We start from the raw sequence: 24,122 nt of genomic DNA, 5'->3' as shown, positions 1-24,122 counted from the left end.
CTGCTCTTCCATCTAGGGTCTCATCCATGCTTGTCCTGCGCTCCTCCCCCGCCTCCCCGTTCGGCCGCAAGGTCAAGATGGCGGCGTCCGTCCTCGGTCTCCAGGATCGCATCGAGATCGTCCCCGCCGACACCAACGACCCGGCCGAGCCGCTGCGCCGGCAGAACCCGCTCGGAAAGATTCCGACGCTCCTGCTGGAGGACGGAACGACCCTGTTCGATTCGCGCGTCATCGTGGAGTATCTCGACGATCTCGCCGGCGGCGGCATCTTCCCGGCGGGGAACGAACGCTTCGCCCAACTGCGGCTACAGGCGCTGGCGGACGGGCTCTGCGACGCCGCCCTGTTGCAGGTTTACGAGACGCGCTTCCGCCCGGAGGAAGGCCGCAACGCCGCCTGGGTCGCCAATCAAGCCGGCAAGGTCGAGCGGGCGCTGGCCGCGCTCGAAGCCGCCCCGCCCGCCTTCGGCGACAAGCCGCGCATCGGGGAAATCGCTCTCGCCGCCGCGCTCGGTTATCTCGACCTGCGCTTCGCCGGTACCTGGCGCGCCGGACATCCGCGTCTCGTGGCCTGGCTCGACGCCTTCGCCGCCAAGGTCCCCTCATTCGAGGCGACGCGCGTCAAGGGCTAACGCCTACGGCGTCCGACGGAACCGCGCCGTCATTCCGGGGCTTCGCGAAAGCGGAGAGCCCGGAACCCAGAGCCGATGCGGGATTCAGGAAAGCGCCGGGACGCCAGTGCTTCTTGGTCAACGCGCATCGGCTCTGGGTTCCGGGCTCAAGCCTGCGGCCTGCCCCGGAATGACGGCGTGGTTCCAGGACCCCAAAGTCTCGACCAGCCCCGCGCAACAAAAAACCCGGTGGCCGAAGCCACCGGGTTCAAGAGGTCCCCGGGAGGGGAGGCAGACTAGAACTTGTAGTTCACGCCGGCGCGGACGACCGAGAAGTCGGTGCCGACCTTGACGCCGGAATTGAACACGCTCTTCTCGCCGAGATCGACGTAGAGATACTCGACCTTGGCGGTCCAGTTGTTGGTGAACGCGTATTCGAGACCGCCACCGATGGCGTAGCCGCCGGTGTGCGACTTGTCGGTCGAACCGAGGCCGCCGATCGAGGTCTTCACGTTGCCGTAGGCCCAACCACCGGTGATGTAGGGCAGGAACCGGTCGAAGGCGACGCCGACGCGAGCACGCACGGTGCCGAAGTACTCGGTGCGGACGCGGTCGCCGAAAGCGTTGCTGCCGGTGTTCAGGTCAGCGCCCTGGATGTCCGTCTCGACGCCGAGAACGAACTGGTTGATCTGGTAGTTGTAGCCGATCTGGCCGCCGCCGGTGAAGCCGTCGAGGTCGCCGATGTTGACGGTGCGGTTGTTGAACACCGTACCGGCATTCACATTGCCCCAAGCATAGCCGGCGTTGGCACCGACGTAGAAGCCGGTCCAGGTGAAGGCGGGAACGTAAACCGGCGCGACGACCGGGCCCTTGCGGGACGGCAGGTCCGCAGCGGAGGCAGCGCCGGCGGCAACGATGCCGAGCGCGGCGACGCTCGAAAGCAGAAACTTCTTCATGGTGGTACTCCTAGGTCGTCGCTTTGCCGGTTGGACCGGCGGGTGAATTCGATGAGACGGTTATAAGACCAGAACTCGGTTTTGTCTGTTGCGTCGGAAGCACATCTGCCCTGCGAACCGCGGCAGAAATGCGGCACGAATGGGATGACTAGGGCAAAGGCGTAAAATCAGATTAATGATTGCTAAAGCACTGTAAATGGTAAATCGAATACTAATAGACTTAACCCAGCCCGCATCAGCCCTAACCAATAACGCGTCACGTCACCCAAGGTTCCCACTCTCGCCACATTTTCGCAGGCTCCGCTTGCGGCCCCTTCCGACGCATGCTTAAGCCTTGACCGATCAGGCAGAAAACGAGACCCGAGGGTGCCGCTCCTTTCGATTTTCATTATCGCGCGCGACGAGGCAGACCGTATCGGCCGGACGATTCAGGCGGTTCGCACGCTCAGCAATGACATCGTCGTGATCGATTCCGGCTCGACGGACGGCACCCAGGCGGTCGCCGAGCAGCTCGGAGCCCGCGTCATCTTCAACCCCTGGCCGGGTTACGGGCCGCAGAAGCGTTTTGCCGAAGACCAGTGCCGGCATGACTGGCTCTTGAATCTCGATGCCGACGAGGTCGTGCCCGAAGACCTCGCTGCGGAGATCGGAAGCCTCTTCGCACATGGCGAGCCCGCGGCGGATGCCTATGAGTTGCGTATCGCCGAAATCTTCCCCGGCGAGCCCGCGCCCCATCGCTTCGCTTATGTACTCTCGCCCGTGCGCCTCTATCGCAAGAGCAAGGGTCGCTATTCGCCGTCGCCGGTGCACGACCGCGTCGATCTCGCCGCGGATGCCCGCGTCGCCCGCCTCAAGGGCACGGTCCACCATTATTCCGTGCGCTCGCTGGGCGAGCAGATGGCCAAACTCAACGGCTACAGCGATGCCCAGGCGGATGATCTCGACAAGCGGGGCATGACGCTCTCGGTCTTCCGCCTCGTGGTCGAATTCCCCGCGAATTTCATCAAGGCCTATATCGGCCGGCGGCATGCACTGCGCGGCGTCTATGGCTTCATGACCGCAATGAATTATGCCTTCTACCGCTATCTCAGGGTCGCCAAGCATTGGGAAAGGCGGCTCCAGCGCCGCTCGCCCGATTCTGCGACGTCTGGTCGGACGCCGCGCGATGTCTGAGGTCGCGCTCGTCTCCGGCGGGGCGCGGCGCATAGGGCGCGCCATCGTCGAGCGGTTGGCGGAAGCCGGCTACGCCGTTGCGATCCATTGCGGCAGCGCGCGCGCGGAGGCCGAAGCGCTGGCTGCGAACATCGAACGCCAGGGCGGCCGCGCTGCGGTGGTCAACGCCGATCTCGCGGATCCCGCTGGTGTCGACGCGCTGCTCCCGGCGGCCGAGGCCGCGCTCGGCCCAGTGACGCTGCTGGTCAACAACGCCTCCAGCTTCCTCGTCGACGACGTCACCGCGATCGACGTGCCGACCTGGAACCGGCAGTTCTCGATCAACCTGCGGGCGCCGTCGGTTCTGGCAGGAGCCCTGGCGAACCGGCTGCCGGATGGCCGTCACGGCGCCATCGTCAACATCATCGACCAGCGCGTCTGGAAGCTGACGCCGCAATACTACTCCTACACCCTGACCAAGGCCGCCCTGCTGACGGCAACCAAGACCATGGCACAGGCGCTGGCGCCGCGCATCCGCGTCAACGCGGTCGGCCCCGGCCCGACATTGCCCAATCCGCATGATGGCGCCGAGGCGATGGAGTACGAGGCCGCCGCAACTCTGCTCGGACGCAGGATCGACGCGCGCGAGATCGCGGATGCCGTGCTCTATCTGGCCCAGGCACGCTCGGTGACCGGCCAGATGATCGCCGTCGACGCCGGCCAGCATCTCGGCTGGCGCACCCCCGACATCATCGACTGAGCGGCGCTCAGGCCCAAATGGCTTCACGCGCCCGTATCGGGACGATAGGGCGCGCGGCCGCTGGCCAGCGCGCTGTCGAGCAGTTCGAGGCGGTCCTGCCCCCAGAACACCTCGCCGCCCAGCACATAGCTCGGCGCACCGAACACCCCGGCCTCGACCGCTGCGCAGATGGTGGCCTCGTAGCGCTGCCGCACCTCCTCGGTCTCGGCCGCGGCCGCGAGCGCCGGCGCATCGAAGCCGGTCGCCCGCGCCACGGCGGCGATCGCTTCCGGTTGGGTCATGTCGTCGTCGCGCGCCCAGACGCCCGCCATGACCTCCGCCATGAAGCGGCCGGGATCGCCGCCCGCCTGCACGATCGCGATCAGGAAACGATCGGCGAGGGAGGGATCGAACGGGAAAAATTTGGGCTGGAGGTTGAGCGGCTGGTTGCGACGCTCGCGCCAGCGCTGCAGATCCATCAGCCGGTAGCGCTGGCGCACCGGATGGCGCTTGGGCAGCGGCACGCCCCCGGTCTCGTCGAAGACGGCGCGCAGCGGCACCGGGCGGTAGACGATGTCGCAGCCATGCCGCTTGGCGATGTCGAGAAAGATCGCATGGCCGAGATAGGTCCAGGGTGAATGCAGCGAGAAATAATAGTCGATGGAACGGGACATGCTGGGATGGCTCGGCAGCGGCTGGAGAGACGACGATCCCGCAATTCGACATGCAGGGGCGCAGCCATGGCGGATGCGCCCCTGTCTCATAGCTCGCGGCGGGCGCTGTGGGTAGCGCGAGCCATAGCCCGCCCACCCCGGTGCCGCCGATGATCGGCTCAGGCGGCTGCCTTGTTCTTCAGCGCCCCGATGATGGCGGTCAGGATGGCGCCCCCGGCGCCACCGCCGATCAAATGGGTCAGGATGCCGCCGATGCTGAGATTGCCGCCCTGAGCTGCCGCGCTGATCGCCGGCAGGACGAGGGGGATGATCTGGCCGAGCACGCCACCGCCGACGAGGCCGGAGATCGTGTTGCCCAGGGTTCCCAGATCGAAGGTTGGAGAGGCCTTGCCCGCCGCATTGCCGCCGATCGCACCGGCAACGAGATTCATCAAAATCTGTTCCATGCTACCCCCGAAAGCCACGTGATGTGGCCATGGGACGATGACTCCGGCGTGGAGTCGATGCAACTCCCGCTGGAAACGCGGCGGGCGTTCGCAACTTGCAGGTCAGACCTCGCAGATCAGGCCAGTGCGATCGCCGAAATCAGCCGGCCATAATCCGGCTCGGAACGGTGGGTCGCGCGGCGATAGCTGAAGAAGCGCTGCTCGTCGCCATAGGTGCACAGCGCAAGATCGACGAAGCGGCCGATCCCCGCCTCCTGCGCCTTGAGTGCGATGAAAGCCGGCAGGTCGAACATCGCATGGGCCGGGCGCTCCGAAGCCGTGAAGAAGCGCGCATAGGTCCGGTTTTCCGACTTGAAGCGCTCGACAAACTCCGGCCCGACCTCATAGGCCTTGGCGCTGATCGTCGGCCCGAGCACGGCAAGGATGCGCTCGCGCCGCGCGCCGAGCTTCTCCATCGCGGTGACGGTCGCGGCGACGACGCCGGTGAAGGCGCCCTTCCAGCCGCAATGCGCGGCCCCGATGACGCGCGCCTCATTGTCGGCGAACAGGATCGGCCCGCAATCGGCACTGGAAGCACACAGCGCGACGCCATGCGCGATGCTGACCATCGCATCCGCCTTCGGCCGCTCTCCCGGCCACGGGCCGGTGACGACCTCCACATCGGCAGAATGCACCTGATAGAGACTGATGAGATGCGTCGGCGCGACCTCGAGCTGCGCCGCCATGCGCTTGCGATTCTCGGTGATTGCCTCGGGAGCATCGGCGGAACCGAGGCCGCCATTGAGCGAGGCATAGATCCCCGTCGACACCCCGCCCTCGCGCGTGAAGAAGGCGTGCCGGATGCCGGGCTCGGCGGCGAGGTCGGGGGAGGTGATGAACATCATGTCGTCCATTCGGGCGGCGGGAGCGATATCAGCCCTGCTCTGGCAGTCGATGAAGGTCAAATCCGGGCAGCGGCGGCAAGGCAGGATGCGATAGCCCGAGAACCTTGAACAAATCGCCCATGCCGGTCTCGCCGCGTTCGGTCAGGCGGTCCAAGGCGGCCCCGATCGCCTGCGCCTGCTCGGGCGTCGCCTTGCGCGAGAGCGCCTGCGCCCGCTCGGCAAGCCCCAGCGCCAGCAGGAAGTCGCCCTGGCGAGCTGGCCCATGCACGGCGGCCCCGCCGCGCAAGGCCGCCTGCGCCATGCGCGCGAAATCGACATGCACGGTGATATCCGCCTCGCCCGGCTCGGCCAGCGGATCGACGAACTGGTGCCGCCGCATCGCCTGCAGCGTGTCGCCGAGCCCCGAACCCAGGGAGCCGTAGTCGATGAACAGAGCCCCGCCGCCGCAGCGCGCGACATGGCCCGCGACCTCCGAGACGAGGCGAAGCGCTGCCGCCGGATGTTCGAGCACAGCGCCCTCTTGCGCCGCCATCGCCGCGAAAGCCTCGCCGGAAAGCGCCTCGCCGCCGAGCCCGAACGCCAGCTTGCCCTGGCCATCGAGACCGACCAGCCGCTCGCGCCAGCCCTGCCGCGTCATCACGAACTGGTCGAGCGGCAGCGCATCCAGCAATTCATTGGCGACAACGATGACGGGCCCGTCCAGCGCCGCCTCGACCCTGTCGTGCCAGGCCGGCTCGGCCTTGCCGGCGAGCGTCGCCGCCTGGATCTCGCGCAGCACCGGGCTGGTCTCGACCAGATGCACCGATGCCGCGCCATGGAAGCCGGGCATGACCCGAGTCGCCCGCAGCATGTCCGCCATCAACGTGCCGCGCCCGGGGCCGATCTCGACCAGCGCGAAGCGCGACGGCGCGCCCATCGCCTGCCAGAGATGCGCGGCCCAGAGCCCGAGCATCTCGCCGAACATCTGGCTGATCTCGGGCGCGGTGGTGAAATCACCCGCCGCCCCAAAGGGATCGCGCGTCATGTAGTAGCCGTGGCGCGGATGGCCGAGGCAGAGCGCCATATAGCGCGAGACCGGCATCGGCCCCTCATCGGCGATCAGGCGGACGAGTTCCGCCGCGAGCGCGTTCACGCGGCCACACGCCTTGCGCGCAGCGCCAGCACCAGCCCTGCCAGGAAGAGCGGCAGCGACAACAGCATGCCCATGGTGATGCCACCGCCAAGCGCATCGACCGAGCGGCCGAACAGGAAGCCGAGCTGTGGATCCGGCTCGCGGAAGAACTCGCAGACGATGCGCGCCACGGCATAGCCCATCCCGAACACGCCGGCGACCAGACCGGGCCGCTTGAAGCCGCCCGCTCGCACCAGCAGCGCCAGCAGGATGAACAGCAGGATGCCTTCGCCCAGCGCCTCGTAGAGCTGGCTCGGATGGCGCGGCAGCGGCCCCGCATTCGGGAAGACCATGGCCCAGGGCACGTCCGGCGCCGGCCGCCCCCACAATTCGGCATTGATGAAATTGGCGATGCGCCCGAGGAAGAGCCCGATCGGCACCACGGCGGCGGCGAGGTCGAACACCGACAGCGCCGGATAGCCGCGCCGGCGTGCGAACAGCCACAGCCCCGTCGCCGCGCCGATCAACCCGCCGTGGAAGGACATGCCGCCCTGCCAGATCGCGATGATGTCCTGTGGCCGCTCGAGATAACGCGGCAGATCGTAGAACAGCACGAAGCCGAGGCGCCCGCCAAGCACGACGCCGAGCGCGACGAAGAGCAGCATGTCGTCGAGTTCTTCCGCCTTGGGCCGGGCGCGCCCGCCCCAGAGACCCTCGGCCGAAACCAGCCGGCGCGCATACCACCAGCCGCCGAGCAGCCCGACGACATAGGCTAGCCCATACCATTTGACCGCGAGCGGCCCGATCTGGACAGCGACGGGGTCGATCATCGGAAAGGCGATGGCGAAGGTTGGCATGGGCGAGGCGTCCGGTGGCGGGCGCACGGTGATGGGGACGCCAAAGCCGCGAGGTCAAGTGAAATGACGACGCGCCGCCATCCGACGCCGTTGTCAAGATGACGCGAGCGCAGTTCTCAAGATGGGGACGAGTTTCCGGAACGCCGATCGCGCGGACCGCGCTTTCCACGCCGCGATCACGGCATCGGCATTGATGTCGGGATGGTGCATTCCATCCACCTCGACATCGTAGAGGCAATAGGAATGGATGCGATGGTAGTCGCGCCGGGCGTCGCCGAGAGGCCGGTCGCCCCGCGATCCCTCCCGCCGCTCGAGTTCGTCGAGGTCGCAGTGAACGCCGACGAAGAACACGTCATGGCCCGAAAGGGTCTCCGCGAGGCGCAGTAGCCAGGGCGCGCTCTCCATGATGTGTTCGACGATAAGGTCGTTGCCGGCCTCGACATAGGCGAGCAGCGAGCGTTCGAATCCGAGAAAGAAGGCCTCCCGCATCATCCGCCAGTCGAACTCACCGCTCCTGATCCGAGTCGTGGGCAACACGCCGGAGTCACGCAGATGATCGATCGAGATATGCCAGAACGGCGTATCGATCCGGCTTTGGATGGCACGGGCCAGTGAGGACTTGCCGCTGCTCGACGCGCCGTTGAGTAGAATGATGCGGCCGGGAACAGGCTGCGCGATATCAGACACGCGAATGTCCTTGGGGGAACGGATTGGAGTGAATGGAGCCTCACCTCGCTTCTTACATTCCTGACATGACGAAGCTGTTCCGGCATCCTACATGCAAGCCATGAATCGCGAACGCCAGGACGATCTGCCAGAGAACGAGATCGAGGCCGAGGAGGCCCCGCTTCCCGCCGAACCCACGCTTGTCCTCTCGGAAGCCGCACCCGGCGCGCTCAAGGCCGGCATCGAGGTCATCGCCGGCTTCGCGAAGCATCTGCCCAACAAGCCCGGCGTCTACCGCATGTTCGATCGCGCCGGCGAGGTGCTCTATGTCGGCAAGGCCAAGAGCCTGAAGAACCGGGTGACGGCCTATGCCCGCGGCATGGCGCACACCAACGCCGTCGCGCGGATGATCGCCGAGACGGCAAACATGGAATTCGTCACCACGGGGACGGAAACCGAAGCGCTGCTGCTCGAATCCAACCTGATCAAGCAGCTACGGCCGCGCTACAACGTGCTGCTGCGCGACGACAAAAGCTTCCCCTATATCCTACTGACCGGCGACCACGAGGCGCCGCAGATCGCCAAGCACCGCGGCTCGCGCCATCGCAAGGGCGATTATTTCGGCCCCTTCGCCTCGGTCTGGGCCGTGGAGCGCACCATCGACGCGCTGCAAAAGGCGTTCCTGCTGCGCTCCTGCACTGATAGCTTCTACGAGAACCGCACGCGCCCCTGCCTGCTCTTCCAGATCAAGCGCTGCGCCGGCCCCTGCACCGGCGAGATCTCGATTCCCGACTATCAGGCGCTCGCCGGCCAGGCCCGCGACTTCCTCTCCGGGCGCTCCTCCAGCGTGAAGCAATTGCTTTCGGCACGCATGCAGGACGCAGCCGAAAACCTCGAATTCGAGAAGGCGGCGCGCTACCGCGACCGGCTGGCCGCGCTCTCGGCCGTGCAGGCCGGACAGGACATCAACACGCAAGGCGTCGAGGAGGCCGATGTCTTCGCCATCGACGAGCAGGCCGGGCAGTTCTGCGTCCAGCTCTTCTTCTTCCGCAACAAGCAGAACTGGGGCAACCGCGCGCTCTTTCCCCGTGCGGACCGCAGCCTGACCCCGGCCGAGGTGCTGGCCTCGGTCGTTACGCAATTCTACGACGACAAGCCGCCACCGCGCCTCGTCCTGCTCTCGCATCCGGTCGAGGACATCGAACTGATCGCGCAGGCGCTCTCGGCGCGCGCCGGCCGCAAGGTCGAGGTCACCCACCCGAAGCGCGGCGAGCGCGTCGATCTCGTGGAGCACGCCCGCAAGAACGCCCGCGAGGCGCTCTCGCGCAAGCTCGCCGACAATGCCGGCCAGAGTTCGCTGCTGGCGGCGCTGGGCGCCGCCTTCGGCATGGAGAGGCCGCCACGCCGGGTCGAGGTCTACGACAACTCCCACATCATGGGCACGAACGCCGTCGGCGGCATGGTCGTCGCGGGGCGGGACGGCTTCATGAAGAGCCACTACCGCACCTTCAACATCTCGGCCGACACCATCGCCGGCGATGATTTCGGCATGATGCGCGAGGTGCTGCAACGCAGGTTTGCAAGGCTGGCGAAGGAGGCTGGCACGCTACCCTCCAGCCTTCATCCTGAGGAGCCGCGTAGCGGCGTCTCGAAGGATGCTCCAGAGGGTGACGGAGTCTCTGCGGGCATCCTTCGAGACGCGCCTGACGGCGCTCCTCAGGATGAGGGCTCACGTGGGATCGGCGGGCCTGCGTCCACGGAGGAAGACGACGACGCTTTCCCCTCGCGTCCCGACCTCGTCATCGTCGACGGCGGCAAGGGGCAGTTCGAGGCGGCCCGCAGGATCATGGCCGAACTCGGTGCCGGCGACATCCCGCTCGTCGCGATCGCCAAGGGCGCCGACCGCAACGCCATGCGCGAAACCTTCCACATGGCCGGCCGCGAGCCCTTCAAGCTGCCCCCGCGCGATCCGGCGCTCTACTTCATCCAGCGCCTGCGCGACGAGGCGCACCGCTTCGCGATCGGCACGCATCGCGCCAGGCGCAAGAAGGACACGATGAAGAACCCGCTCGACGAGATTCCCGGCATCGGCCCCTCGCGGAAACGGGCGCTGCTGCTGCATTTCGGCACGGTCAAGGCGATCCAGCGCGCCAAGCTCGACGACCTGATGCGGACGCCTGGCGTCAATGCTGCCACGGCCAAGGCGGTGCATGATTATTTCCATGACGCGTAAGGCGGCGATGGCCGACGCCGCCAAACCGTCGCTGCGCTTGCCCGAATTCCGTCGCGGCTTTGCGCCGCGCATGACGTGATCTCGCCTTTGCGTGTTGACGCTGTCACCGACCGGCTGCTTTGGTGATTCCCGTGACGATTCTTCCAGACGCCATCAGGCGGCGCGGCCCGTGGTCGCTGCCGAACCTGCTCACCTACGGCCGGATCCTGGCGATTCCGGCGCTGGTGGCGATTCTGTTCTGGCCGCGCGACGACTGGATGCGCTGGCTGGCGCTCGGAATCTATGCGCTCGCCGCCATCACGGACTATCTCGACGGCTACATCGCGCGGGCCTGGAGCCAGCAATCCGCGATCGGCCGCATGCTCGATCCGATCGCCGACAAGCTGCTGGTCTGCGCGCTGCTGCTGATGCTCGTCGCCGACGGCACGATCCATGGCTGGTCGCTCTGGGCGGCCATCGTCATTCTCTGCCGCGAGATCCTGGTCTCGGGCCTGCGCGAGTTCCTGGCGGAGCTGAAGGTCAGCGTGCCGGTCAGCAGGATCGCGAAATGGAAGACCACCGCGCAACTGCTCGCACTGGGCTTCCTCGTCGCGGGCCCCGCCGGCGACAAGGTGCTGCCGTACAACACCCAGATCGGCATCGTCATGTTGTGGGTCGCGGCCGCCCTGACCATCTATACGGGCTGGGACTATTTCAACGCCGGCATCCGCCATCTGGTCGAGGAGGACACGCGCGAACCATGACGCAGGCTCTCGCGACATCTGCGCCGGTTTCCGCCACCCGCACGGTCAAGCTGGTCTATTTCGCCTGGGTGCGCGAGCGCGTCGGGCTGGCCGAGGAGCAGGTCGCGCTGCCGCAGGGCATGCAGACCGTGCTCGACCTCGTGCGCTGGCTGAAAGGCCGCGACGAGGGCTACGCCGCCGCCTTCGCCGACGAAACGCTGGTCCGCGCCGCGATCAACCAGACGCATGTCAAACCCGGCGCGAGCCTCGAGGGCGCGAGCGAGATCGCCTTCTTCCCGCCCATGACCGGCGGGTAGTTGGGCGATGGCCCACGTCGAGAAACGCGGGTCATCCCGGACGCAGCGAAGCGGAGATCCGGGATCCATGCCGGAGCACGCACAGGTGAGGTTCCGGCATGGATCCCGGGTCTCCCTTTGGTCGCCCGGGATGACGGCGCGGTGGGAACAGAAATGATCACTCCTGCCATCCGCATCCAGCGCGAGGATTTCGACCTCGCCGTCGAACTCGCCGCGCTCTCGGCCGGGCGGCGCGACATCGGCGCCGTGGTCAGCTTCACCGGGCTCTGCCGCGACGAGGGCGGCATGTTGGCTGCGCTCGAACTGGAACACTATCCCGGCATGGCCGAGGCGGAGATCGCCCGTGTCGCCGGGCAAGCAATCGCACGCTGGCCGCTGCTCGGGCTCACGGCGATCCATCGCTACGGACTCGTCAGCCCGGGCGAGCAGATCGTCCTGGTCATCGCGGCTTCCGCCCATCGCAGCGCCGCCTTTGAGGCGGCCGACTTCATGATGGACTACCTCAAGACCCGCGCGCCCTTCTGGAAGCGCGAGCATCTCGCCGACGGCAGCGTCGGCGGCTGGGTCGAGGCGAAGCGGGAGGACGACGATGCGGCGCTCCGCTGGAATTGAAGCCGCGTTTGGCGCCCTGCTGCTCTCGCTGACCTTCGCGGCGCCCGCGCTGGCGCAGATCGGCGAGATGAAGACCTTCCGCGACTGGATCGCCGGCTGCGACAACACCAAGACCTGCACGGCGCTCTCGCTGCCGAACGAGACCGACGACGAGGTCGCCTTCCTGCGCCTCGACCGTCCCGCCGGCCCGAATGGCGGCCCCTCCCTCGCCCTGAAGCTGCGCTCCTCGAAGCTGCCGAGGCAGTTTGCGGTCGAGCTGGCGTTGGACGGCGCACCCTTTCCGGCAGCCGGACGTCGCCTCCAAGGCGGGAGTATCGACGGCGAGACCGCAGAGATCGCAATCGCGCCGGCCGAGGCCGAAGCGCTGATCGCAGCCGCGCGCAAGGCGACAGTGCTGACGGCTAGGATCGAACAGCGCAACTTCAAGCTTTCGCTCGCCGGTTCGGTCGCGGCCATGCTCTGGATCGACGAAAGGCAGGGCCGGCTCAACACGCCGACCGCCCTGATCCGCAAGGGAACGGTCGGCACCGTGCCGGCCGCACCGGCGCTGCCCGTCATCATCAGCAAGCCGGCCAGCGGCAAGCCTCTCACGAAGGATCAGGCGGTGGCGCTGGTCAAAGCCATGCGCGCTGAGTTGAACCGACGCGAACGCGATTCCTGCGAGGATCTATCCGATGGCTCGGACGGAGCCTTTGCGCTGGACGATACGACCCGGCTGGTCGTCGTCGCCTGCTCTCGTGGCGCCTACAATGTCTCCAGCCAGTTCTGGCTGGTTCCCGGCCGCGATGTCGCCAAAGCGAGGCCGGCGGAGTTCGAAGGCAACCGCGACAAGCCAGGCAACGAGCTGGTGAATGCCGATTTCGATCCGAAATCCGGCCGCGTGATGTTCTACGCAAAGGGCCGCGGCATCGGCGATTGCGGCACCTCGGGCTCCTATGGCTGGAACAGCATGCGTTTCGCAGTGCTGCAGATCAGCGCGATGGACACCTGCCGCCTGATCCCCGGCGACGACTGGATTACGCTGTTCCGGAGCGCGGAGAAGGCGGGAAATTGACGCAGTGCCGTCATGGTCGGGCTTGTCCCGACCATCCACGCCTTCCTTCGGCGAAGCCGGTGTTCAAGACGTGGATGCTCGCCACAAGGGCGAGCATGACGGTTGTTCTAGCGAGAGGCTAGCATCCTCACGCCGCCTTCGACTTCGGCCGCACCGCGTCGGAATAGTCCTCCATGATCACCTTGCCCATATTGCCGGTGATGAAGGAGTAGGGGCCGATCTCGGAGACCAGCGTCACCTCGGCAGCCGAACCGGTGATGAAGCACTCGCTGAAGCCTTCCAGCTCCTCCGGGCGGATGCGGCGCTCGATCACCTCGAAGCCGCGCTGCTTGCACAGCTCGATCACCGACTGGCGGGTGATGCCGTTCAGGAAGCGATCGGCGAGCGGGGTGTGGATCACGCCGTCCTTGATGAAGAAGATGTTGGCGCCGGTGCATTCGGCGACATTGCCTTCCCAGTCGAGCATCATCGCATCGGCATAGCCGGCGCGCTCCGCCTTGTGCTTGGACAGCGAGCAGATCATGTAGAGCCCCGCCGCCTTGGCATGGACCGGCGCGCAGGCCGGGTCCGGCCGGCGATAGCTCGCGACGTCGAGGCGCACGCCCTTCAGCTTCTGCGCCATGTCGAACATGCTCGGCCATTCCCAGACCGCGATGGCGGTGTGGATCGTGTTGTTGATGCCGGAAACCGCCATCATCTCGGAGCCGCGCCAGGCGACCGGGCGGACATAGGCGTCCTTCAGCCCGTTCTCCTTGAGGCAGAGATACTTCGCCTCGTCGAGCTCGGCGACCGAATAGGGGATCGTGAAATCCATGATCTCGGCCGACTTCTGGAAGCGCTGCGAGTGCTCGGTGCACTTGTAGATCACACCGTCATAGGAGCGCTCGCCCTCGAACACGCAGGAGCCGTAGTGGAGCCCATGGGTCAGTACGTGAATCTTCGCGTCCTTCCACGGCACGAGCTTGCCGTCGAACCAGATGACGCCGTCGCGCTGGTCGAAAGGAATGACTGACATGGGGGTGCTCCTCTTGGCACGTCCGGCCCTGCTATCCGTTGCGCCTCATACACCGTCACCATGGCGGCAGAGGCGAAAGGCCGGAATGATACTGCGCCGCAACATCGTCTTGCGACATATTCCGTCGTTCAGCGCGCTTGACGGGTAATCTTCCGTCTGAGATATGTCAACATCACTGACATAAATTTCAGGACGCCTGCGATGCCCGAGACGCAACCCGGACCGATCGACGCCGGCGGACGCGTCTCCCCGGGCGAGGCCGTGCCGTATGACCTGATCGAGCTCCTGTTCTTTGCCTACCGCGACTTCGTCGGCGGCCCCGACCGTATCCTCGCCGAATACGGCTTCGGCCGCGCCCACCACCGCGTCCTGCATTTCGTCCTGCGCCGTCCGGGACTGACCATCGCAGAATTGCTCGACATCCTGAAGATCACCAAGCAGAGCCTGAACCGCGTCCTGAAGGAACTGGTCGAGACCGGCTTCGTTGAGCAGCGTACCGGCATCCAGGACAAGCGCCAGCGCCATCTGCACACCACTCAGGCAGGGCAGGATCTCGCCTTGCGCCTCGTCCAGCTACAGGCGAAACGGATCAACGCCGCGCTCGGCGACCTCGCGCCGGAGGCGGCCGAGACGGTCGCGCTCTATCTCGCGGGGTTGATCGATCCGACCGAACGCCACAAGGTGCAGAGCTTCCTCGCCGCGCCGCGATGAGGAGCCAGCGCAGGACCAAGGCTGCGCAAGACGACGACCGCTCAGGAACGCGAGGGCGCAGGCCCGCAAGGACGAAAGACACATGGCCGCACAGCCGGCACGCAAGCCGCTGCCCGACGAAGCACCCCACATCCTTGTGGTCGACGACGACCGCCGTCTGCGCGACCTGCTGGCGCGCTTCCTCGGCGACAATGGGTACCGGGTGACCACGGCCGCCAATGCGGCAGATGCGGATCTGCGGCTCGCGCGCCTCGTCTTCGATGCCATGGTGCTCGACATCATGATGCCCGGCGAGAACGGCTTCGACTTCGCCCGCCGCCTGCGCACCGATTCCGCCGTGCCGATCCTGATGCTCACCGCCCGCGCCGACGGCAAGGACCGGATCAACGGGCTGGAGATCGGCGTCGACGACTATCTCGCCAAGCCTTTCGAGCCGCGCGAACTGCTGCTGCGACTCGGCAACATCCTGAAGCGGACCATCGTCGTCGATACCGCGCAGTCCGGCCCGCGGCCCGATTTCGTCCGCTTCGGCCCATTCCTCTACGGGCTCTCGCGCGGTGAATTGCGAAAGGGCGAGGAGCCGATCCGCCTTACGGAGCGCGAACGCGAGATCCTGACCGCCCTGGCCGAGCGCGCCGGCGAAGTGGTACCGCGCGAGGAGCTGGCGGCGCAGGGCAGCGCCGCAAACGACCGCACCGTCGATGTCCAGATGAACCGCTTGCGCCGCAAGATCGAGCGCGATCCGGCCGATCCGCTCTATCTCCAGACCGTCCGCGGCGTCGGCTATCGCCTCCTGACGGATCGGACGTGACGCCGCTCCAGCCCGGCAGGCGTCGCAGGGGCGTGACGCAGGCGCTCGGCGCCCGCTTGTCGCGCATCGCCTCGGCCGGGGCCTCCTGGAAGGCGAGCCTCAACAACAGGCTGAAGCCCTGGCTGCGGTTCGCAGGCAGGCCACTTCGTTCGATCGCCCGCTTCATGCCCAAGGGCCTCTATCCGCGTGCGCTGGTGATCGTCATCGCGCCGGTCGTGCTGCTGCAATCGGTCATCGCCTATGTCTTCATGGAACGACACTGGCAGACCGTGACGCAGCGCCTGTCATCGGCCGTATCGGCCGACATCGCCACGATGATCGACGTCTATGAAAGCTATCCGCAGGATGCCGACGCCAGCGTGCTCGCGCGGATCGCGGCGGACAGGCTCGGCATGGACCTCGACATCATCCCCGATTCCGACCTGCCGCCGCCAGGCCCCCGGCCATTCTTCTCGCTGCTCGACAGCGCGCTCTCGGCCGAACTGGCCCAGCAGGTCGCACGCCCGTTCTGGCTCGATACGGTCGGCCGCTCCAGCTTGATCGAAATCAGGATCAAGCTCGGCAGGAACGTCATGCGCATCCTGACGCGGCGGAATTCGGCCTATGCCAGCAACAGCCACATCTTCCTGGTCTGGATGCTCGGCACCTCGCTGATCCTGCTGACGATCGCGGTGCTGTTCCTGCGCAACCAGATCCGCCCGATCCTCCGTCTCGCCGATGCGGCCGAGGCCTTCGGCAAGGGCCGCGACGCGGAGTTCCGGCCGCGCGGCGCCCGCGAGGTCCGCCGCGCCGGCAACGCCTTCATCGAAATGAAGCGCCGCGTCGAGCGCGCCGTCGGCGAGCGCACGACCATGCTGAACGGCGTCAGCCACGATTTGCGCACCATCCTGACGCGCTTCAAGCTCTCGCTTGCCCTGCTGGAGCGCTCATCGGAAATCGACGCGCTCGAAAAGGACGTCGACGAGATGAGCCGGATGCTCGAGGACTATCTCGCCTTCGCCCGCGGCGATGCCGGCGAAGCGGCCGTCGAGACCGACATCCGCGCTTTGATGGAGGAGCTGAAATCCGATGCCGAGCGGCAGGGCCACCAGACCGAACTGACGGTCGTCGGCGATCCGCTGGTGGTGATCAGGCCGGATGCCTTCCGCAGGCTGATGACCAATCTCGTCTCGAATGCCGCCCGCTTCGGCGACCGCATCGCCATTCGCGCGACCCATGACGCGCGCTATCTGATCGTCATGGTCGATGACGATGGCCCCGGCATCGCGCCCGAGCAGCGCGAGGACGTCTTCCGGCCCTTCTTCCGACTCGACGAGGCCCGCAATGTCGACTCCGGCGGCACGGGTCTCGGCCTCGCCATCGCCCGCGACATCGCCCGCGCCCATGGCGGCGACATCATCCTCTCGGATTCGCCGCTGGGCGGCCTGCGCGCAACGGTCAGGCTGCCGGTCTGACCTCACCGCCGGCGATGGGCGCGAGCTTCGGCAAGCGTTCGGCGGCATAGTCGAAGAAGGCTCGAACCTTCGGGGCGGGATGCCGCCCGCCCGGCACGACGAGCTGGACCGGCAAGGGCGGCGGCTCGTAGTCCGGAAGCAGTCGCAGCAGCGCACCCGATTCCAGATCTTCCGCAACCTGATAGGACAGCGGCCTGGCGAGCCCCCTCCCCGCCCGCGCTGCGATCAAAATGGCCTCGATCTCGTTGACGATGAAGCGCGGCGCCACCACGACGCGCGCCTCGCCGCCCGGACCGCCGAAGCGCCAGGTCAGCCCCGGGCCGACAGCGGCGCTCGCGATCGTGTCGTGCCCCGCGATATCGGCCGGCGTCGCCGGCGCACCTCTTCGTCGCAGATAATCGGGGGAGGCGACGAGCAACCGCCGGATCTCGCCGATCTTACGGGCTACGAAGCGCGAATTCGCCAGCGGGCCGATGCGAACGGCAAGGTGCAGATCCTCGTCGATCAGGTCGAGATTGCGATCCGCCAGCACGAGCTCGATCTGGACCTCGGGATGACGGTCCAGGAACTCCGTGACGACAGGCGTGACATGGCGGCGGCCGAAGGCGAGCGGCGCGGTGATCCGCAGCAGGCCACGCACCGGCGCGGCTGCCGCATCGCCGAGCGACGCCTCGTAATCCGCGAGCAGGCGCCGCGCCGTCACGGAGAGTTCGCGGCCCGCATCGCTCGGCGCCAGGCGGCGCGTGCTGCGGGCGATCAAGCGCGTCCCGGTCCGCTCCTCCAACGACGCCAGCGCCCGCGTCACCGCCGGCCGTGATCGATTGAGACGCCGCGCCGCGCCGGCGAGGCTGCCGGCCTCCACGATGGCGACAAAGATCGCGAGTTCGTCGAGCCGATCCATGACTGTTCCAAAAAGTGGAATTCTAAGTTTCAGAGATAACGGATTTTGGCCGAAATGCGCAACGATCATGCTGCGTAAGCCCTTTTGGAGATCGAGACGCATGACCCGGACACCGCTCACCCTTCACGGCACGCCGCTCTCGGGCCACGCCCATCGCGTCGAACTTCTGCTGCGCGCGCTCGGCCTGCCCTACAGGCTGGAGCCCGCCCCGGCCGAAATCCGCCGCGGCGATGCCTTCCGCCGGCTCAATCCGTTCCAGCAGATTCCCGTGCTGGAGGACGGATCGACCGTGCTCTGCGACAGCAACGCGATCATGGTCTATCTGGTGAAGCGCTACGCCCCCGACAGCGACTGGCTCCCGGACGATCCCGTGACCGCTGCCGCCGTGCAGCGCTGGCTGTCGGTCGCCGCGGGCGAGGTGATGCACGGCCCCGCCACGGCCCGCCTCATCCGCCAGTTCGGCGTCAGCGACGATATCGGCCGCGCCGAACGCGTCGCGCGGCGCGTCCTCGCCTGGATGGACGAGCATCTCGCCGGTCGTGCCTTCCTCGCCGCCGCCCATCCGACGCTCGCCGACCTCGCCTGCTATTCCTATGTGGCCCATGCGCCGGAAGGCGGCATTCCGCTTCAGCCGTACAAGGCGGTCAGAGACTGGATCGGGCGCATCGAGGCCCTGCCGTTCTTCAGCGCGATGCCGGCTTCGCCCTTGCCCACGCCCGAGGCCTCCCATGGCTGACAACCCGTTCCACGACGGCGAGCGTGCGGCGCAGGCTTTTGCCGGCGTCTCGTCGCATGGCGCCGGCATCAGGCTCTTCATGCCGGATCAACACCGCAATTTCTTCGCCGGGCTGCCCTGGCTGTTCGCGGGGCTGCTCGATGCGGAAGGCTGGCCGCTGGCGACGGTCCTGACCGGCGAACCCGGTTTCGCCTCCAGCCCGATGGCGACAACGCTCTCCCTGCGCGCTTTGCCTATGGAAGACGACCCTGCCCGTGCGGCCCTTCAGCCCGGATCGCCGATCGGCCTTCTCGGGATCGAGTTCGAAACCAGGCGTCGCAACCGCGCCAACGGGATCGTCGCTGCGCGGGATGCGAGCGGCTTCGACGTCGCGGTCGATCAGAGCTTCGGCAACTGCGCGAAATACATCCAGATCCGTCATCGCCTCCGGAGGCAACCCGTAGCGCCGGGAGTGAGCGCGCCGCTGGCCAGGCTAGACGACGCGGCCCACGCCCTGATCGCCGCAGCCGACACCTTCTTCGTCGCCAGCACCACCCCGCCCGGCCATGTCGGCGGCGGGTTGGACATGTCGCATCGCGGCGGCAGGCCGGGCTTCCTGCGGCTGGAAGGCGAAACCCTGACGATCCCGGACTTCGCCGGCAACCGCTATTTCAACACCTTCGGAAACCTGTTGCTGGAGCCCCGCGCCGCCCTGCTCTTCGTCGATTTCGCAGCAGGCACGACACTGCAGTTGCAGGGCGTCACCGAGATCGTCTGGAGCGGCGACGAAGTCTCCCGTCTGGACGGCGCCGAGCGGCTCTGGCGCTTCCATGTCGAGCACGGCTGGCGTCGCGAGAACGCCTTGCCGCTCCGCTGGTCGGAGCCGGATTTGGTGCAATCCATGATACGCGCCGCTCTCTGATCGTCAGAGGACGATGAGGCCGGGCGCCCCGCCCCCGGCAGCGCGAGGACAAACCCGGGCATTGTTCCGGCCCGACAGAATTACAACCAAAGGAGACGCAGATGGTATATTGCAACTTATACGATTATATTCCACACTGACCTCTAAATCGGGGGGGCAGAGATGAACGGGACGGCCGTCGCGGATATTGTCGCTGATCAGCCTGATTTCACGGGCGCGCAGATCGAGACGGTCTACAGCAAGGTCAGCGGGACATATGCTGTGTACCGCACCGCGGAGCGCGTCATGGTCCAGTTTGCCGATGACCCGGAACTGGGCCGCGAGCAGCGCCTGGCATTGGCGCCCCTGAACCCGATCCGCGGCGAGATCAATGGGCTCATCGACGGTTGGCGCAGTATCAAATGGTACAATACCGGCAGGAACCAAGCCAAGGCGCGCTGGTTCGACCGGAGAACCGCCGACGCCCTGACCGTTGCCTTGCAGGGTGACCAGTCCCACGCAGCCCTGCTTCTGGCAGCAGTCAAGGACGACATTCTCAAGGAAAGAACCTCGATCGGCCGGGTCGAATACATGATCGTCGCCACGCTGGTCAGCCTGCTCGCGCTGATCGCCGGCAATGCCTTCGGACCGCCGGATCTCCGGTTTGCCATCGGAGTGGGCGCAGTGGGCGCTCTGTTCTCGATCGCCTTGGGAATTCGCAGCAGGAATATCCGCACCGACCTGCAACGCCGCGACAACGTCATCGATGCAACGCTGCGGATCGCAATCGGCGCGATCTCGGCAATCATCCTGCTCTCCCTGCTGAAGGCAGAATTCGTGACGGTCGGGCTTGGAAAGCAGCCGGTCGATCTGACCAATTTCGACGCCGTGCTGGTGATCGCGATTCTGGCCGGATTCTCCGAACGGATGGTCGGCGACTTTCTCGGCAGCGTCGCCCTGAATGGGACGAAAGCAACTCCTGGAGAGGCCGCGCCGGTGGCGGTTGCCGCCGAAGCGAAATCGGCCGCCAACGAGCAGAATCCGCGTGGCCTCCGTTCCGCCGTCGCGGAGTCGGCTGGCGAACAGCCCGACGGGTATCGGCAGATGGTCGACGGCGTGCATGAACATGTCGATGGCTGCCTCTGCGGCATCGAGCTCACCGAAGCCGAGTTGACCGACGACGTGGAACTTCCGGAGGCGTCGGGGGGCGTGGAAAAGCAAGCGGCCTGACCCGGCCGAACTCTGGAGGGCGCGTCGATGGCGTTTGCGTTGATCTGGTTGCCTGAAGTGCTTCGTCAGGCGGGACTGAAAGTCGCCGAAGCCGATGGCTGGGCCAGTCGCGGCCGGGGGGATATGGGGCGCGTGCGGGGCGTGATGTGTCATCACACCGCCTCGTCCGGGGCCGGGAACATGCCGTCGCTGAACACACTCAAGGTCGGCCGATCTGATCTGCCGGGACCGTTGTCTCAATTGGGTCTCGCCCGCGACGGCACCTACTATGTCATCGCTGCGGGACGGGCCAATCATGCTGGCGCCGGAACCCACATGGGGATCTCGACCGGCAATTCGAGCTTCATCGGGATCGAGGGAGAAAATCGCGGCCGACTGGAGGATGCCTGGCCGGACGTCCAGATGGACGCCTATCGCCGGGGTGTCGCGGCGATCCTCAAACACATCGGAGCCGGACCCGAAATGTGCTGCGGGCACAGGGAATATGCCGGCCCCCGGAAGCCCGACCCACGCTTCGACATGGATCGGTTCCGGATGGAGGTCGGCGACATCATGCGCGGCGTCGGAATCGTTCGTCCCCTGATTCCGGCCGAGGATCCGAGCTCGGGCAAACCGACGCTGCGACGCGGGTCGCGGGGCGAGGATGTCCGCATCGTCCAGGATGTCGTCGGGGTCGAGGGCGATGGCAAATTCGGGCCGGCAACCGAATCGGCAGTCCGTATCTTTCAGAGGAACAACGGCGATCTCGTCGCCGACGGGATCGTGGGACCCAAAACCTGGCCGCTTATCCTCGCTGCCCTATCCGGGAACCAACAAGCCGGCCCGATCAGCCTTGCAACGAGCGGGCATGATCGCCGCGCAGCGAGAGGTCGAGATCGAAGGGAAAGTATCGACCAAGGCGAGCTCGCTTAGAAAAGCCGCCCACCCTTCGGCACGTCGTGCCCGGGGCCGATCAGCACCACCTCGCCCTCGGCATCGGGCACGCCGAGCGTCAGCACCTCGGACATGAACTTGCCGATCTGGCGCGGCGGGAAATTCACCACCGCCAGGACCTGCCGCCCCGGCAGGTCCTCGGGCTTGTAGTGCTTCGTGATCTGCGCCGAGGACTTCTTCAGGCCGATGGCACCGCCGAAATCGATCACCAGCTTGATCGAAGGCTTGCGGGCTTCAGGATAGGGAGCGGCCTCGACGATGGTGCCGACGCGGATGTCGACCTTCAGGAAATCATCGAAGCCGATCGTGGCGGCCGGCTCGGCGGCGGTGGGCGACGTGCTCAAAACTCTTCCCAATCCTTGTCATGGGCGCTGGGGTCGATCTTGCGGGCCGTTGCCGCGCCACTGGAGTAGGCCATAGGCTGCGCGGCGCGCGGAGCGGCCGCACGCGGCGCGGGCGCCGGCGCGACGGCGGCCTGCATCGTCCTGGCCATCGCCTTCAGCCCGGCGACGTCGCCGCCGAGCTGGAAGCGCGCGACCAGCGCCGAGAGCCGGTCGGCCTCCTGCGACAGCGAATGCGCGGCCGCCGTCGATTGCTCGGCCATGGCGGCGTTCTGCTGGGTCGACTGGTCCATTTCTCCGACCGCGGTATTGACCTCCTGAAGGCCCGAGGCCTGTTCCTGGGCCGCACCGGCGATCTCGGCGACAAGCGACGTCGCTCGTGTGATCTCCTCCGCCATCCGCTGGAGCGCGCTGCCGGTCTGGCCGACGAGCGTGACGCCCTTCTCGACCTCGCTGTTCGAGGCGGCGATCAGTTCCTTGATCTCCTTGGCCGCAGAGGCCGAGCGCTGGGCGAGCGCCCGCACCTCGGACGCGACCACCGCGAAGCCCTTGCCGGCGTCGCCGGCGCGCGCCGCCTCGACGCTGGCGTTGAGCGCGAGCAGATTGGTCTGGAAGGCGATCTCGTCGATGACGCCGACGATCTGCGAGATCTCGTCGGCAGATTTCTCGATGCCGCCCATGGCCAGCACGGCGTCGCGCACGATCGAGGTCGATTGTTCGGCCTCGGACTTGACCTGTGTCGTCGCCTGGCTGGCGAGCCGCGCGCTCTCCGCCGTCTGGCGCACCGTCGCGGTCAATTCGTCGAGCGCGGTCGCGGTTTCCTCGACGGAGGCCGCCTGCTGCTCGGTGCGACCGGCGAGATCGTCCGCTGCCTGGCTGATCTCGACCGATCCGGCCTTCATGCTCTCGGTGTTGGTGGCGATCTGCCGCATCGTCTCCTGCAGCTTGGCGATCGCGGTGTTGAAGTCGTCGCGGAGCTTGGCGTAATCGGAGCCGAAGCTGTCGGTGATGCGGTAGGTCAGGTCGCCCTCGGCCAGACGCTCGAGCCCGGTGCCGAGCGCAAGGACGACGCCTTCCTGCACCCGCGCCTGCTCGGCCCGCTCCGCCTCGCTGCGCCGGCGCTGGCCGTCGGCGGCATCGCGATGGCCGGCAGCCTCCTGCTCCATGCGGGCCTTGTCGGCCTCCATCGCGTCCTTCGCCAGCGCCGCATCGCGGAACACGACCAGCGCGCGCGCCATCGAACCGATATCGTCAGGTCGGTCCTGATACTTGATCTCGGCCTTCAGATCGCCGGCCGCGAGCCCGTTCATCGTGCCTGCGAGCGAGGCCAGCATGCCGGAGGCGCGGCGGCTCAGGAAGAGGACGAGCCCGAACATGACGAGTCCGAGCGGCACCAGAACCGCTGCGACTTCGCCGATCATGCGCAGGAAGGCGGCATCGACGTCGTGGACATGCAGGCCGGAGCCGATCGTCCATTGCCACTTCGGAATGGCAGCGACGTAGGAGATCTTCAGCGAAGGCTCCTTGTCGCCCGGCTTGACCCAGCCATAGTCGACGAAGCCCGCTCCAGGTCCCTTGGCGAGCTTGATCATGTCCTGAACGAAGAACTTGCCCGTCGCGTCCTTCAGCGGCGTCATGTCCGTCGTTTCGATCTTCTTGTTGGCATGCGAAACGCTGATGCCGTTGTAGTCGATGACGAAGTAGTAGTTGCCGTTGTCGAAGCGCGCATTGGAGATGGCGTCGATCGCCATCTTCTTGGCTTCGGCCTCCTTCAGTTCGCCCTTCTCCACGCGCGCCAGGAAGCTGTTGACTGTCGAGGACGCAGCCTCGACCGCATTCTTCATCTCGGCGCGCTTCAGCTCGATCATGTCGCCACGCGCAGTGTAGAGCGTCAACCCGACGCTCCCGACCGAGATGACAATCGCGAGAGCTGCAATCAGCGCGAAGGAGCGGCTGATCGACAGGGTGGCGAGCTTCTTCGTCAACGACATGCGGAGCCCCTGAGAGATGGAGATTCCTCAGAGTCGCGCGAAATGGCTAAGAGTCGCTTAACGATGTCGCATTTCGGCCATTATTGGG

General features: G+C 66.6%; 26 protein-coding genes. 15 read left to right on the top strand and 11 right to left on the bottom strand.

Features of this window, described 5'->3' with window-relative positions:
- Positions 1–26 precede the first annotated feature (26 nt).
- Positions 27–629: a glutathione S-transferase gene (locus AC1RMY_RS05245; RefSeq protein WP_492862895.1), complete on the top strand. Its 603-nt coding sequence runs from the start codon at positions 27–29 to the stop codon at positions 627–629.
- Positions 630–904: 275 nt separating this feature from the next.
- On the opposite strand, the gene AC1RMY_RS05240 is transcribed toward AC1RMY_RS05245, so the two are convergent.
- Entirely contained in the window at positions 905–1,564 is a 660-nt protein-coding gene (locus tag AC1RMY_RS05240; RefSeq protein WP_492862894.1) for an outer membrane protein, read from the bottom strand.
- Between the two features lie 366 nt (positions 1,565–1,930).
- On the opposite strand from AC1RMY_RS05240, the gene AC1RMY_RS05235 reads away from it, so the two are divergent.
- Together AC1RMY_RS05235 and AC1RMY_RS05230 are read left to right on the top strand one after the other, a co-directional pair.
- Entirely contained in the window at positions 1,931–2,737 is an 807-nt protein-coding gene (locus AC1RMY_RS05235; protein ID WP_492862893.1) for a glycosyltransferase family 2 protein, read from the top strand.
- Positions 2,730–3,476 carry an SDR family oxidoreductase gene (locus AC1RMY_RS05230; RefSeq protein ID WP_492862892.1) on the top strand — a complete coding sequence of 249 codons (747 nt, stop codon included), beginning with the start codon at positions 2,730–2,732 and terminating at the stop codon, positions 3,474–3,476. Before AC1RMY_RS05235 ends, AC1RMY_RS05230 begins: the two co-directional genes overlap by 8 nt.
- 23 nt (positions 3,477–3,499) lie before the next feature.
- Here the strand turns inward: AC1RMY_RS05230 and AC1RMY_RS05225 are convergent, their stop codons facing one another.
- From AC1RMY_RS05225 to AC1RMY_RS05200, 6 genes are all read right to left on the bottom strand, one after another.
- Positions 3,500–4,129, bottom strand: a complete 630-nt coding sequence (locus AC1RMY_RS05225) for a 2-hydroxychromene-2-carboxylate isomerase (RefSeq protein ID WP_492862891.1) — start codon at positions 4,127–4,129, stop codon at positions 3,500–3,502.
- A 158-nt stretch (positions 4,130–4,287) separates the two neighbouring features.
- Entirely contained in the window at positions 4,288–4,560 is a 273-nt protein-coding gene (locus tag AC1RMY_RS05220) for a hypothetical protein (RefSeq protein WP_492862890.1), read from the bottom strand.
- A 131-nt stretch (positions 4,561–4,691) separates the two neighbouring features.
- Entirely contained in the window at positions 4,692–5,456 is a 765-nt protein-coding gene (gene pgeF, locus AC1RMY_RS05215) for a peptidoglycan editing factor PgeF (protein WP_492863562.1), read from the bottom strand.
- Positions 5,457–5,487: 31 nt separating this feature from the next.
- A complete protein-coding gene (locus AC1RMY_RS05210; protein WP_492862889.1) occupies positions 5,488–6,591 on the bottom strand; it encodes a class I SAM-dependent methyltransferase in 1,104 nt (367 codons plus the stop codon).
- Positions 6,588–7,427 (bottom strand): prolipoprotein diacylglyceryl transferase, encoded by an 840-nt coding sequence (gene lgt / locus AC1RMY_RS05205; protein WP_492862888.1) that lies wholly within the window; start codon positions 7,425–7,427, stop codon positions 6,588–6,590. Before lgt ends, AC1RMY_RS05210 begins: the two co-directional genes overlap by 4 nt.
- A 93-nt stretch (positions 7,428–7,520) precedes the next feature.
- Positions 7,521–8,114, bottom strand: a complete 594-nt coding sequence (locus tag AC1RMY_RS05200; RefSeq protein WP_492862887.1) for a chloramphenicol phosphotransferase CPT family protein — start codon at positions 8,112–8,114, stop codon at positions 7,521–7,523.
- 100 nt (positions 8,115–8,214) lie between these two features.
- Here AC1RMY_RS05200 and uvrC point away from each other — a divergent pair, with 100 nt between their 5' ends.
- From uvrC to AC1RMY_RS05175, 5 genes are all read left to right on the top strand, one after another.
- Positions 8,215–10,326, top strand: coding sequence for an excinuclease ABC subunit UvrC (uvrC, locus tag AC1RMY_RS05195; RefSeq protein ID WP_492862886.1), 2,112 nt, complete (start codon positions 8,215–8,217; stop codon positions 10,324–10,326).
- Between the two features lie 131 nt (positions 10,327–10,457).
- The gene (pgsA, locus tag AC1RMY_RS05190; protein WP_492862885.1) at positions 10,458–11,069 is read left to right on the top strand and encodes a CDP-diacylglycerol--glycerol-3-phosphate 3-phosphatidyltransferase; all 612 of its coding nucleotides are present in this window, start codon (positions 10,458–10,460) and stop codon (positions 11,067–11,069) included.
- Positions 11,066–11,365: a molybdopterin converting factor subunit 1 gene (gene moaD, locus AC1RMY_RS05185; protein ID WP_492862884.1), complete on the top strand. Its 300-nt coding sequence runs from the start codon at positions 11,066–11,068 to the stop codon at positions 11,363–11,365. The genes pgsA and moaD overlap by 4 nt, the downstream gene beginning before the upstream one ends.
- A gap of 153 nt (positions 11,366–11,518) precedes the next feature.
- Positions 11,519–11,977 carry a molybdenum cofactor biosynthesis protein MoaE gene (locus AC1RMY_RS05180; RefSeq protein WP_492862883.1) on the top strand — a complete coding sequence of 153 codons (459 nt, stop codon included), beginning with the start codon at positions 11,519–11,521 and terminating at the stop codon, positions 11,975–11,977.
- Positions 11,955–13,031, top strand: a complete 1,077-nt coding sequence (locus AC1RMY_RS05175; RefSeq protein WP_492862882.1) for a DUF1176 domain-containing protein — start codon at positions 11,955–11,957, stop codon at positions 13,029–13,031. Before AC1RMY_RS05180 ends, AC1RMY_RS05175 begins: the two co-directional genes overlap by 23 nt.
- A 127-nt stretch (positions 13,032–13,158) precedes the next feature.
- Here AC1RMY_RS05175 and AC1RMY_RS05170 read toward each other — a convergent pair whose 3' ends face one another.
- Positions 13,159–14,046: a branched-chain amino acid aminotransferase gene (locus AC1RMY_RS05170; RefSeq protein ID WP_492862881.1), complete on the bottom strand. Its 888-nt coding sequence runs from the start codon at positions 14,044–14,046 to the stop codon at positions 13,159–13,161.
- Positions 14,047–14,247: 201 nt separating this feature from the next.
- On the opposite strand from AC1RMY_RS05170, the gene AC1RMY_RS05165 reads away from it, so the two are divergent.
- The 3 genes from AC1RMY_RS05165 (at position 14,248) to AC1RMY_RS05155 (ending at position 17,022) form a co-directional block, all read left to right on the top strand.
- Positions 14,248–14,757: a MarR family winged helix-turn-helix transcriptional regulator gene (locus AC1RMY_RS05165; protein WP_492862880.1), complete on the top strand. Its 510-nt coding sequence runs from the start codon at positions 14,248–14,250 to the stop codon at positions 14,755–14,757.
- An 82-nt stretch (positions 14,758–14,839) separates the two neighbouring features.
- Positions 14,840–15,568 (top strand): response regulator, encoded by a 729-nt coding sequence (locus AC1RMY_RS05160; protein WP_492862879.1) that lies wholly within the window; start codon positions 14,840–14,842, stop codon positions 15,566–15,568.
- Positions 15,565–17,022, top strand: a complete 1,458-nt coding sequence (locus AC1RMY_RS05155; RefSeq protein WP_492862878.1) for an ATP-binding protein — start codon at positions 15,565–15,567, stop codon at positions 17,020–17,022. The genes AC1RMY_RS05160 and AC1RMY_RS05155 overlap by 4 nt, the downstream gene beginning before the upstream one ends.
- Here AC1RMY_RS05155 and AC1RMY_RS05150 read toward each other — a convergent pair.
- Positions 17,006–17,923: a LysR family transcriptional regulator gene (locus AC1RMY_RS05150; RefSeq protein WP_492862877.1), complete on the bottom strand. Its 918-nt coding sequence runs from the start codon at positions 17,921–17,923 to the stop codon at positions 17,006–17,008. The genes AC1RMY_RS05155 and AC1RMY_RS05150 overlap by 17 nt on opposite strands.
- A 100-nt stretch (positions 17,924–18,023) precedes the next feature.
- Here AC1RMY_RS05150 and AC1RMY_RS05145 point away from each other — a divergent pair, with 100 nt between their 5' ends.
- The 4 genes from AC1RMY_RS05145 to AC1RMY_RS05130 all read left to right on the top strand — a co-directional run bounded on the left by AC1RMY_RS05145 (position 18,024) and on the right by AC1RMY_RS05130 (position 21,681).
- Positions 18,024–18,659, top strand: coding sequence for a glutathione S-transferase (locus AC1RMY_RS05145; RefSeq protein ID WP_492862875.1), 636 nt, complete (start codon positions 18,024–18,026; stop codon positions 18,657–18,659).
- Positions 18,652–19,560, top strand: a complete 909-nt coding sequence (locus tag AC1RMY_RS05140) for a pyridoxamine 5'-phosphate oxidase family protein (RefSeq protein WP_492862874.1) — start codon at positions 18,652–18,654, stop codon at positions 19,558–19,560. Before AC1RMY_RS05145 ends, AC1RMY_RS05140 begins: the two co-directional genes overlap by 8 nt.
- 162 nt (positions 19,561–19,722) lie before the next feature.
- Entirely contained in the window at positions 19,723–20,769 is a 1,047-nt protein-coding gene (locus AC1RMY_RS05135; RefSeq protein ID WP_492862873.1) for a hypothetical protein, read from the top strand.
- Between the two features lie 27 nt (positions 20,770–20,796).
- Positions 20,797–21,681, top strand: a complete 885-nt coding sequence (locus tag AC1RMY_RS05130) for a peptidoglycan recognition protein family protein (protein ID WP_492862872.1) — start codon at positions 20,797–20,799, stop codon at positions 21,679–21,681.
- On the opposite strand, the gene AC1RMY_RS05125 is transcribed toward AC1RMY_RS05130, so the two are convergent.
- Positions 21,678–22,046, bottom strand: a complete 369-nt coding sequence (locus AC1RMY_RS05125) for a tRNA-binding protein (protein ID WP_492862871.1) — start codon at positions 22,044–22,046, stop codon at positions 21,678–21,680. The genes AC1RMY_RS05130 and AC1RMY_RS05125 overlap by 4 nt on opposite strands.
- Positions 22,043–24,034 carry a methyl-accepting chemotaxis protein gene (locus AC1RMY_RS05120; protein ID WP_492862870.1) on the bottom strand — a complete coding sequence of 664 codons (1,992 nt, stop codon included), beginning with the start codon at positions 24,032–24,034 and terminating at the stop codon, positions 22,043–22,045. The genes AC1RMY_RS05125 and AC1RMY_RS05120 overlap by 4 nt, the downstream gene beginning before the upstream one ends.
- Between the last annotated feature and the right edge of the window lie 88 nt (positions 24,035–24,122).

Source organism: Allobosea sp. GW822-FHT03F07 (assembly GCF_058801345.1).
This window is presented reverse-complemented; position numbering and strand designations above follow the sequence as displayed.

Excerpts from the sequence above, each read along its gene's own strand:
- AC1RMY_RS05245 (WP_492862895.1), top strand. The coding sequence starts at position 27 with ATGCTTGTCCTGCGCTCCTCCCCCGCCTCCCCGTTCGGCCGCAAGGTC.
- AC1RMY_RS05240 (WP_492862894.1), bottom strand. The coding sequence starts at position 1,564 with ATGAAGAAGTTTCTGCTTTCGAGCGTCGCCGCGCTCGGCATCGTTGCC.
- AC1RMY_RS05230 (WP_492862892.1), top strand. The coding sequence starts at position 2,730 with ATGTCTGAGGTCGCGCTCGTCTCCGGCGGGGCGCGGCGCATAGGGCGC.
- AC1RMY_RS05225 (WP_492862891.1), bottom strand. The coding sequence starts at position 4,129 with ATGTCCCGTTCCATCGACTATTATTTCTCGCTGCATTCACCCTGGACC.
- AC1RMY_RS05220 (WP_492862890.1), bottom strand. The coding sequence starts at position 4,560 with ATGAATCTCGTTGCCGGTGCGATCGGCGGCAATGCGGCGGGCAAGGCC.
- pgeF (WP_492863562.1), bottom strand. The coding sequence starts at position 5,456 with ATGTTCATCACCTCCCCCGACCTCGCCGCCGAGCCCGGCATCCGGCAC.
- lgt (WP_492862888.1), bottom strand. The coding sequence starts at position 7,427 with ATGCCAACCTTCGCCATCGCCTTTCCGATGATCGACCCCGTCGCTGTC.
- uvrC (WP_492862886.1), top strand. The coding sequence starts at position 8,215 with ATGAATCGCGAACGCCAGGACGATCTGCCAGAGAACGAGATCGAGGCC.
- moaD (WP_492862884.1), top strand. The coding sequence starts at position 11,066 with ATGACGCAGGCTCTCGCGACATCTGCGCCGGTTTCCGCCACCCGCACG.
- AC1RMY_RS05180 (WP_492862883.1), top strand. The coding sequence starts at position 11,519 with ATGATCACTCCTGCCATCCGCATCCAGCGCGAGGATTTCGACCTCGCC.
- AC1RMY_RS05175 (WP_492862882.1), top strand. The coding sequence starts at position 11,955 with ATGCGGCGCTCCGCTGGAATTGAAGCCGCGTTTGGCGCCCTGCTGCTC.
- AC1RMY_RS05170 (WP_492862881.1), bottom strand. The coding sequence starts at position 14,046 with ATGTCAGTCATTCCTTTCGACCAGCGCGACGGCGTCATCTGGTTCGAC.
- AC1RMY_RS05165 (WP_492862880.1), top strand. The coding sequence starts at position 14,248 with ATGCCCGAGACGCAACCCGGACCGATCGACGCCGGCGGACGCGTCTCC.
- AC1RMY_RS05160 (WP_492862879.1), top strand. The coding sequence starts at position 14,840 with ATGGCCGCACAGCCGGCACGCAAGCCGCTGCCCGACGAAGCACCCCAC.
- AC1RMY_RS05150 (WP_492862877.1), bottom strand. The coding sequence starts at position 17,923 with ATGGATCGGCTCGACGAACTCGCGATCTTTGTCGCCATCGTGGAGGCC.
- AC1RMY_RS05145 (WP_492862875.1), top strand. The coding sequence starts at position 18,024 with ATGACCCGGACACCGCTCACCCTTCACGGCACGCCGCTCTCGGGCCAC.
- AC1RMY_RS05140 (WP_492862874.1), top strand. The coding sequence starts at position 18,652 with ATGGCTGACAACCCGTTCCACGACGGCGAGCGTGCGGCGCAGGCTTTT.
- AC1RMY_RS05135 (WP_492862873.1), top strand. The coding sequence starts at position 19,723 with ATGAACGGGACGGCCGTCGCGGATATTGTCGCTGATCAGCCTGATTTC.
- AC1RMY_RS05130 (WP_492862872.1), top strand. The coding sequence starts at position 20,797 with ATGGCGTTTGCGTTGATCTGGTTGCCTGAAGTGCTTCGTCAGGCGGGA.
- AC1RMY_RS05120 (WP_492862870.1), bottom strand. The coding sequence starts at position 24,034 with ATGTCGTTGACGAAGAAGCTCGCCACCCTGTCGATCAGCCGCTCCTTC.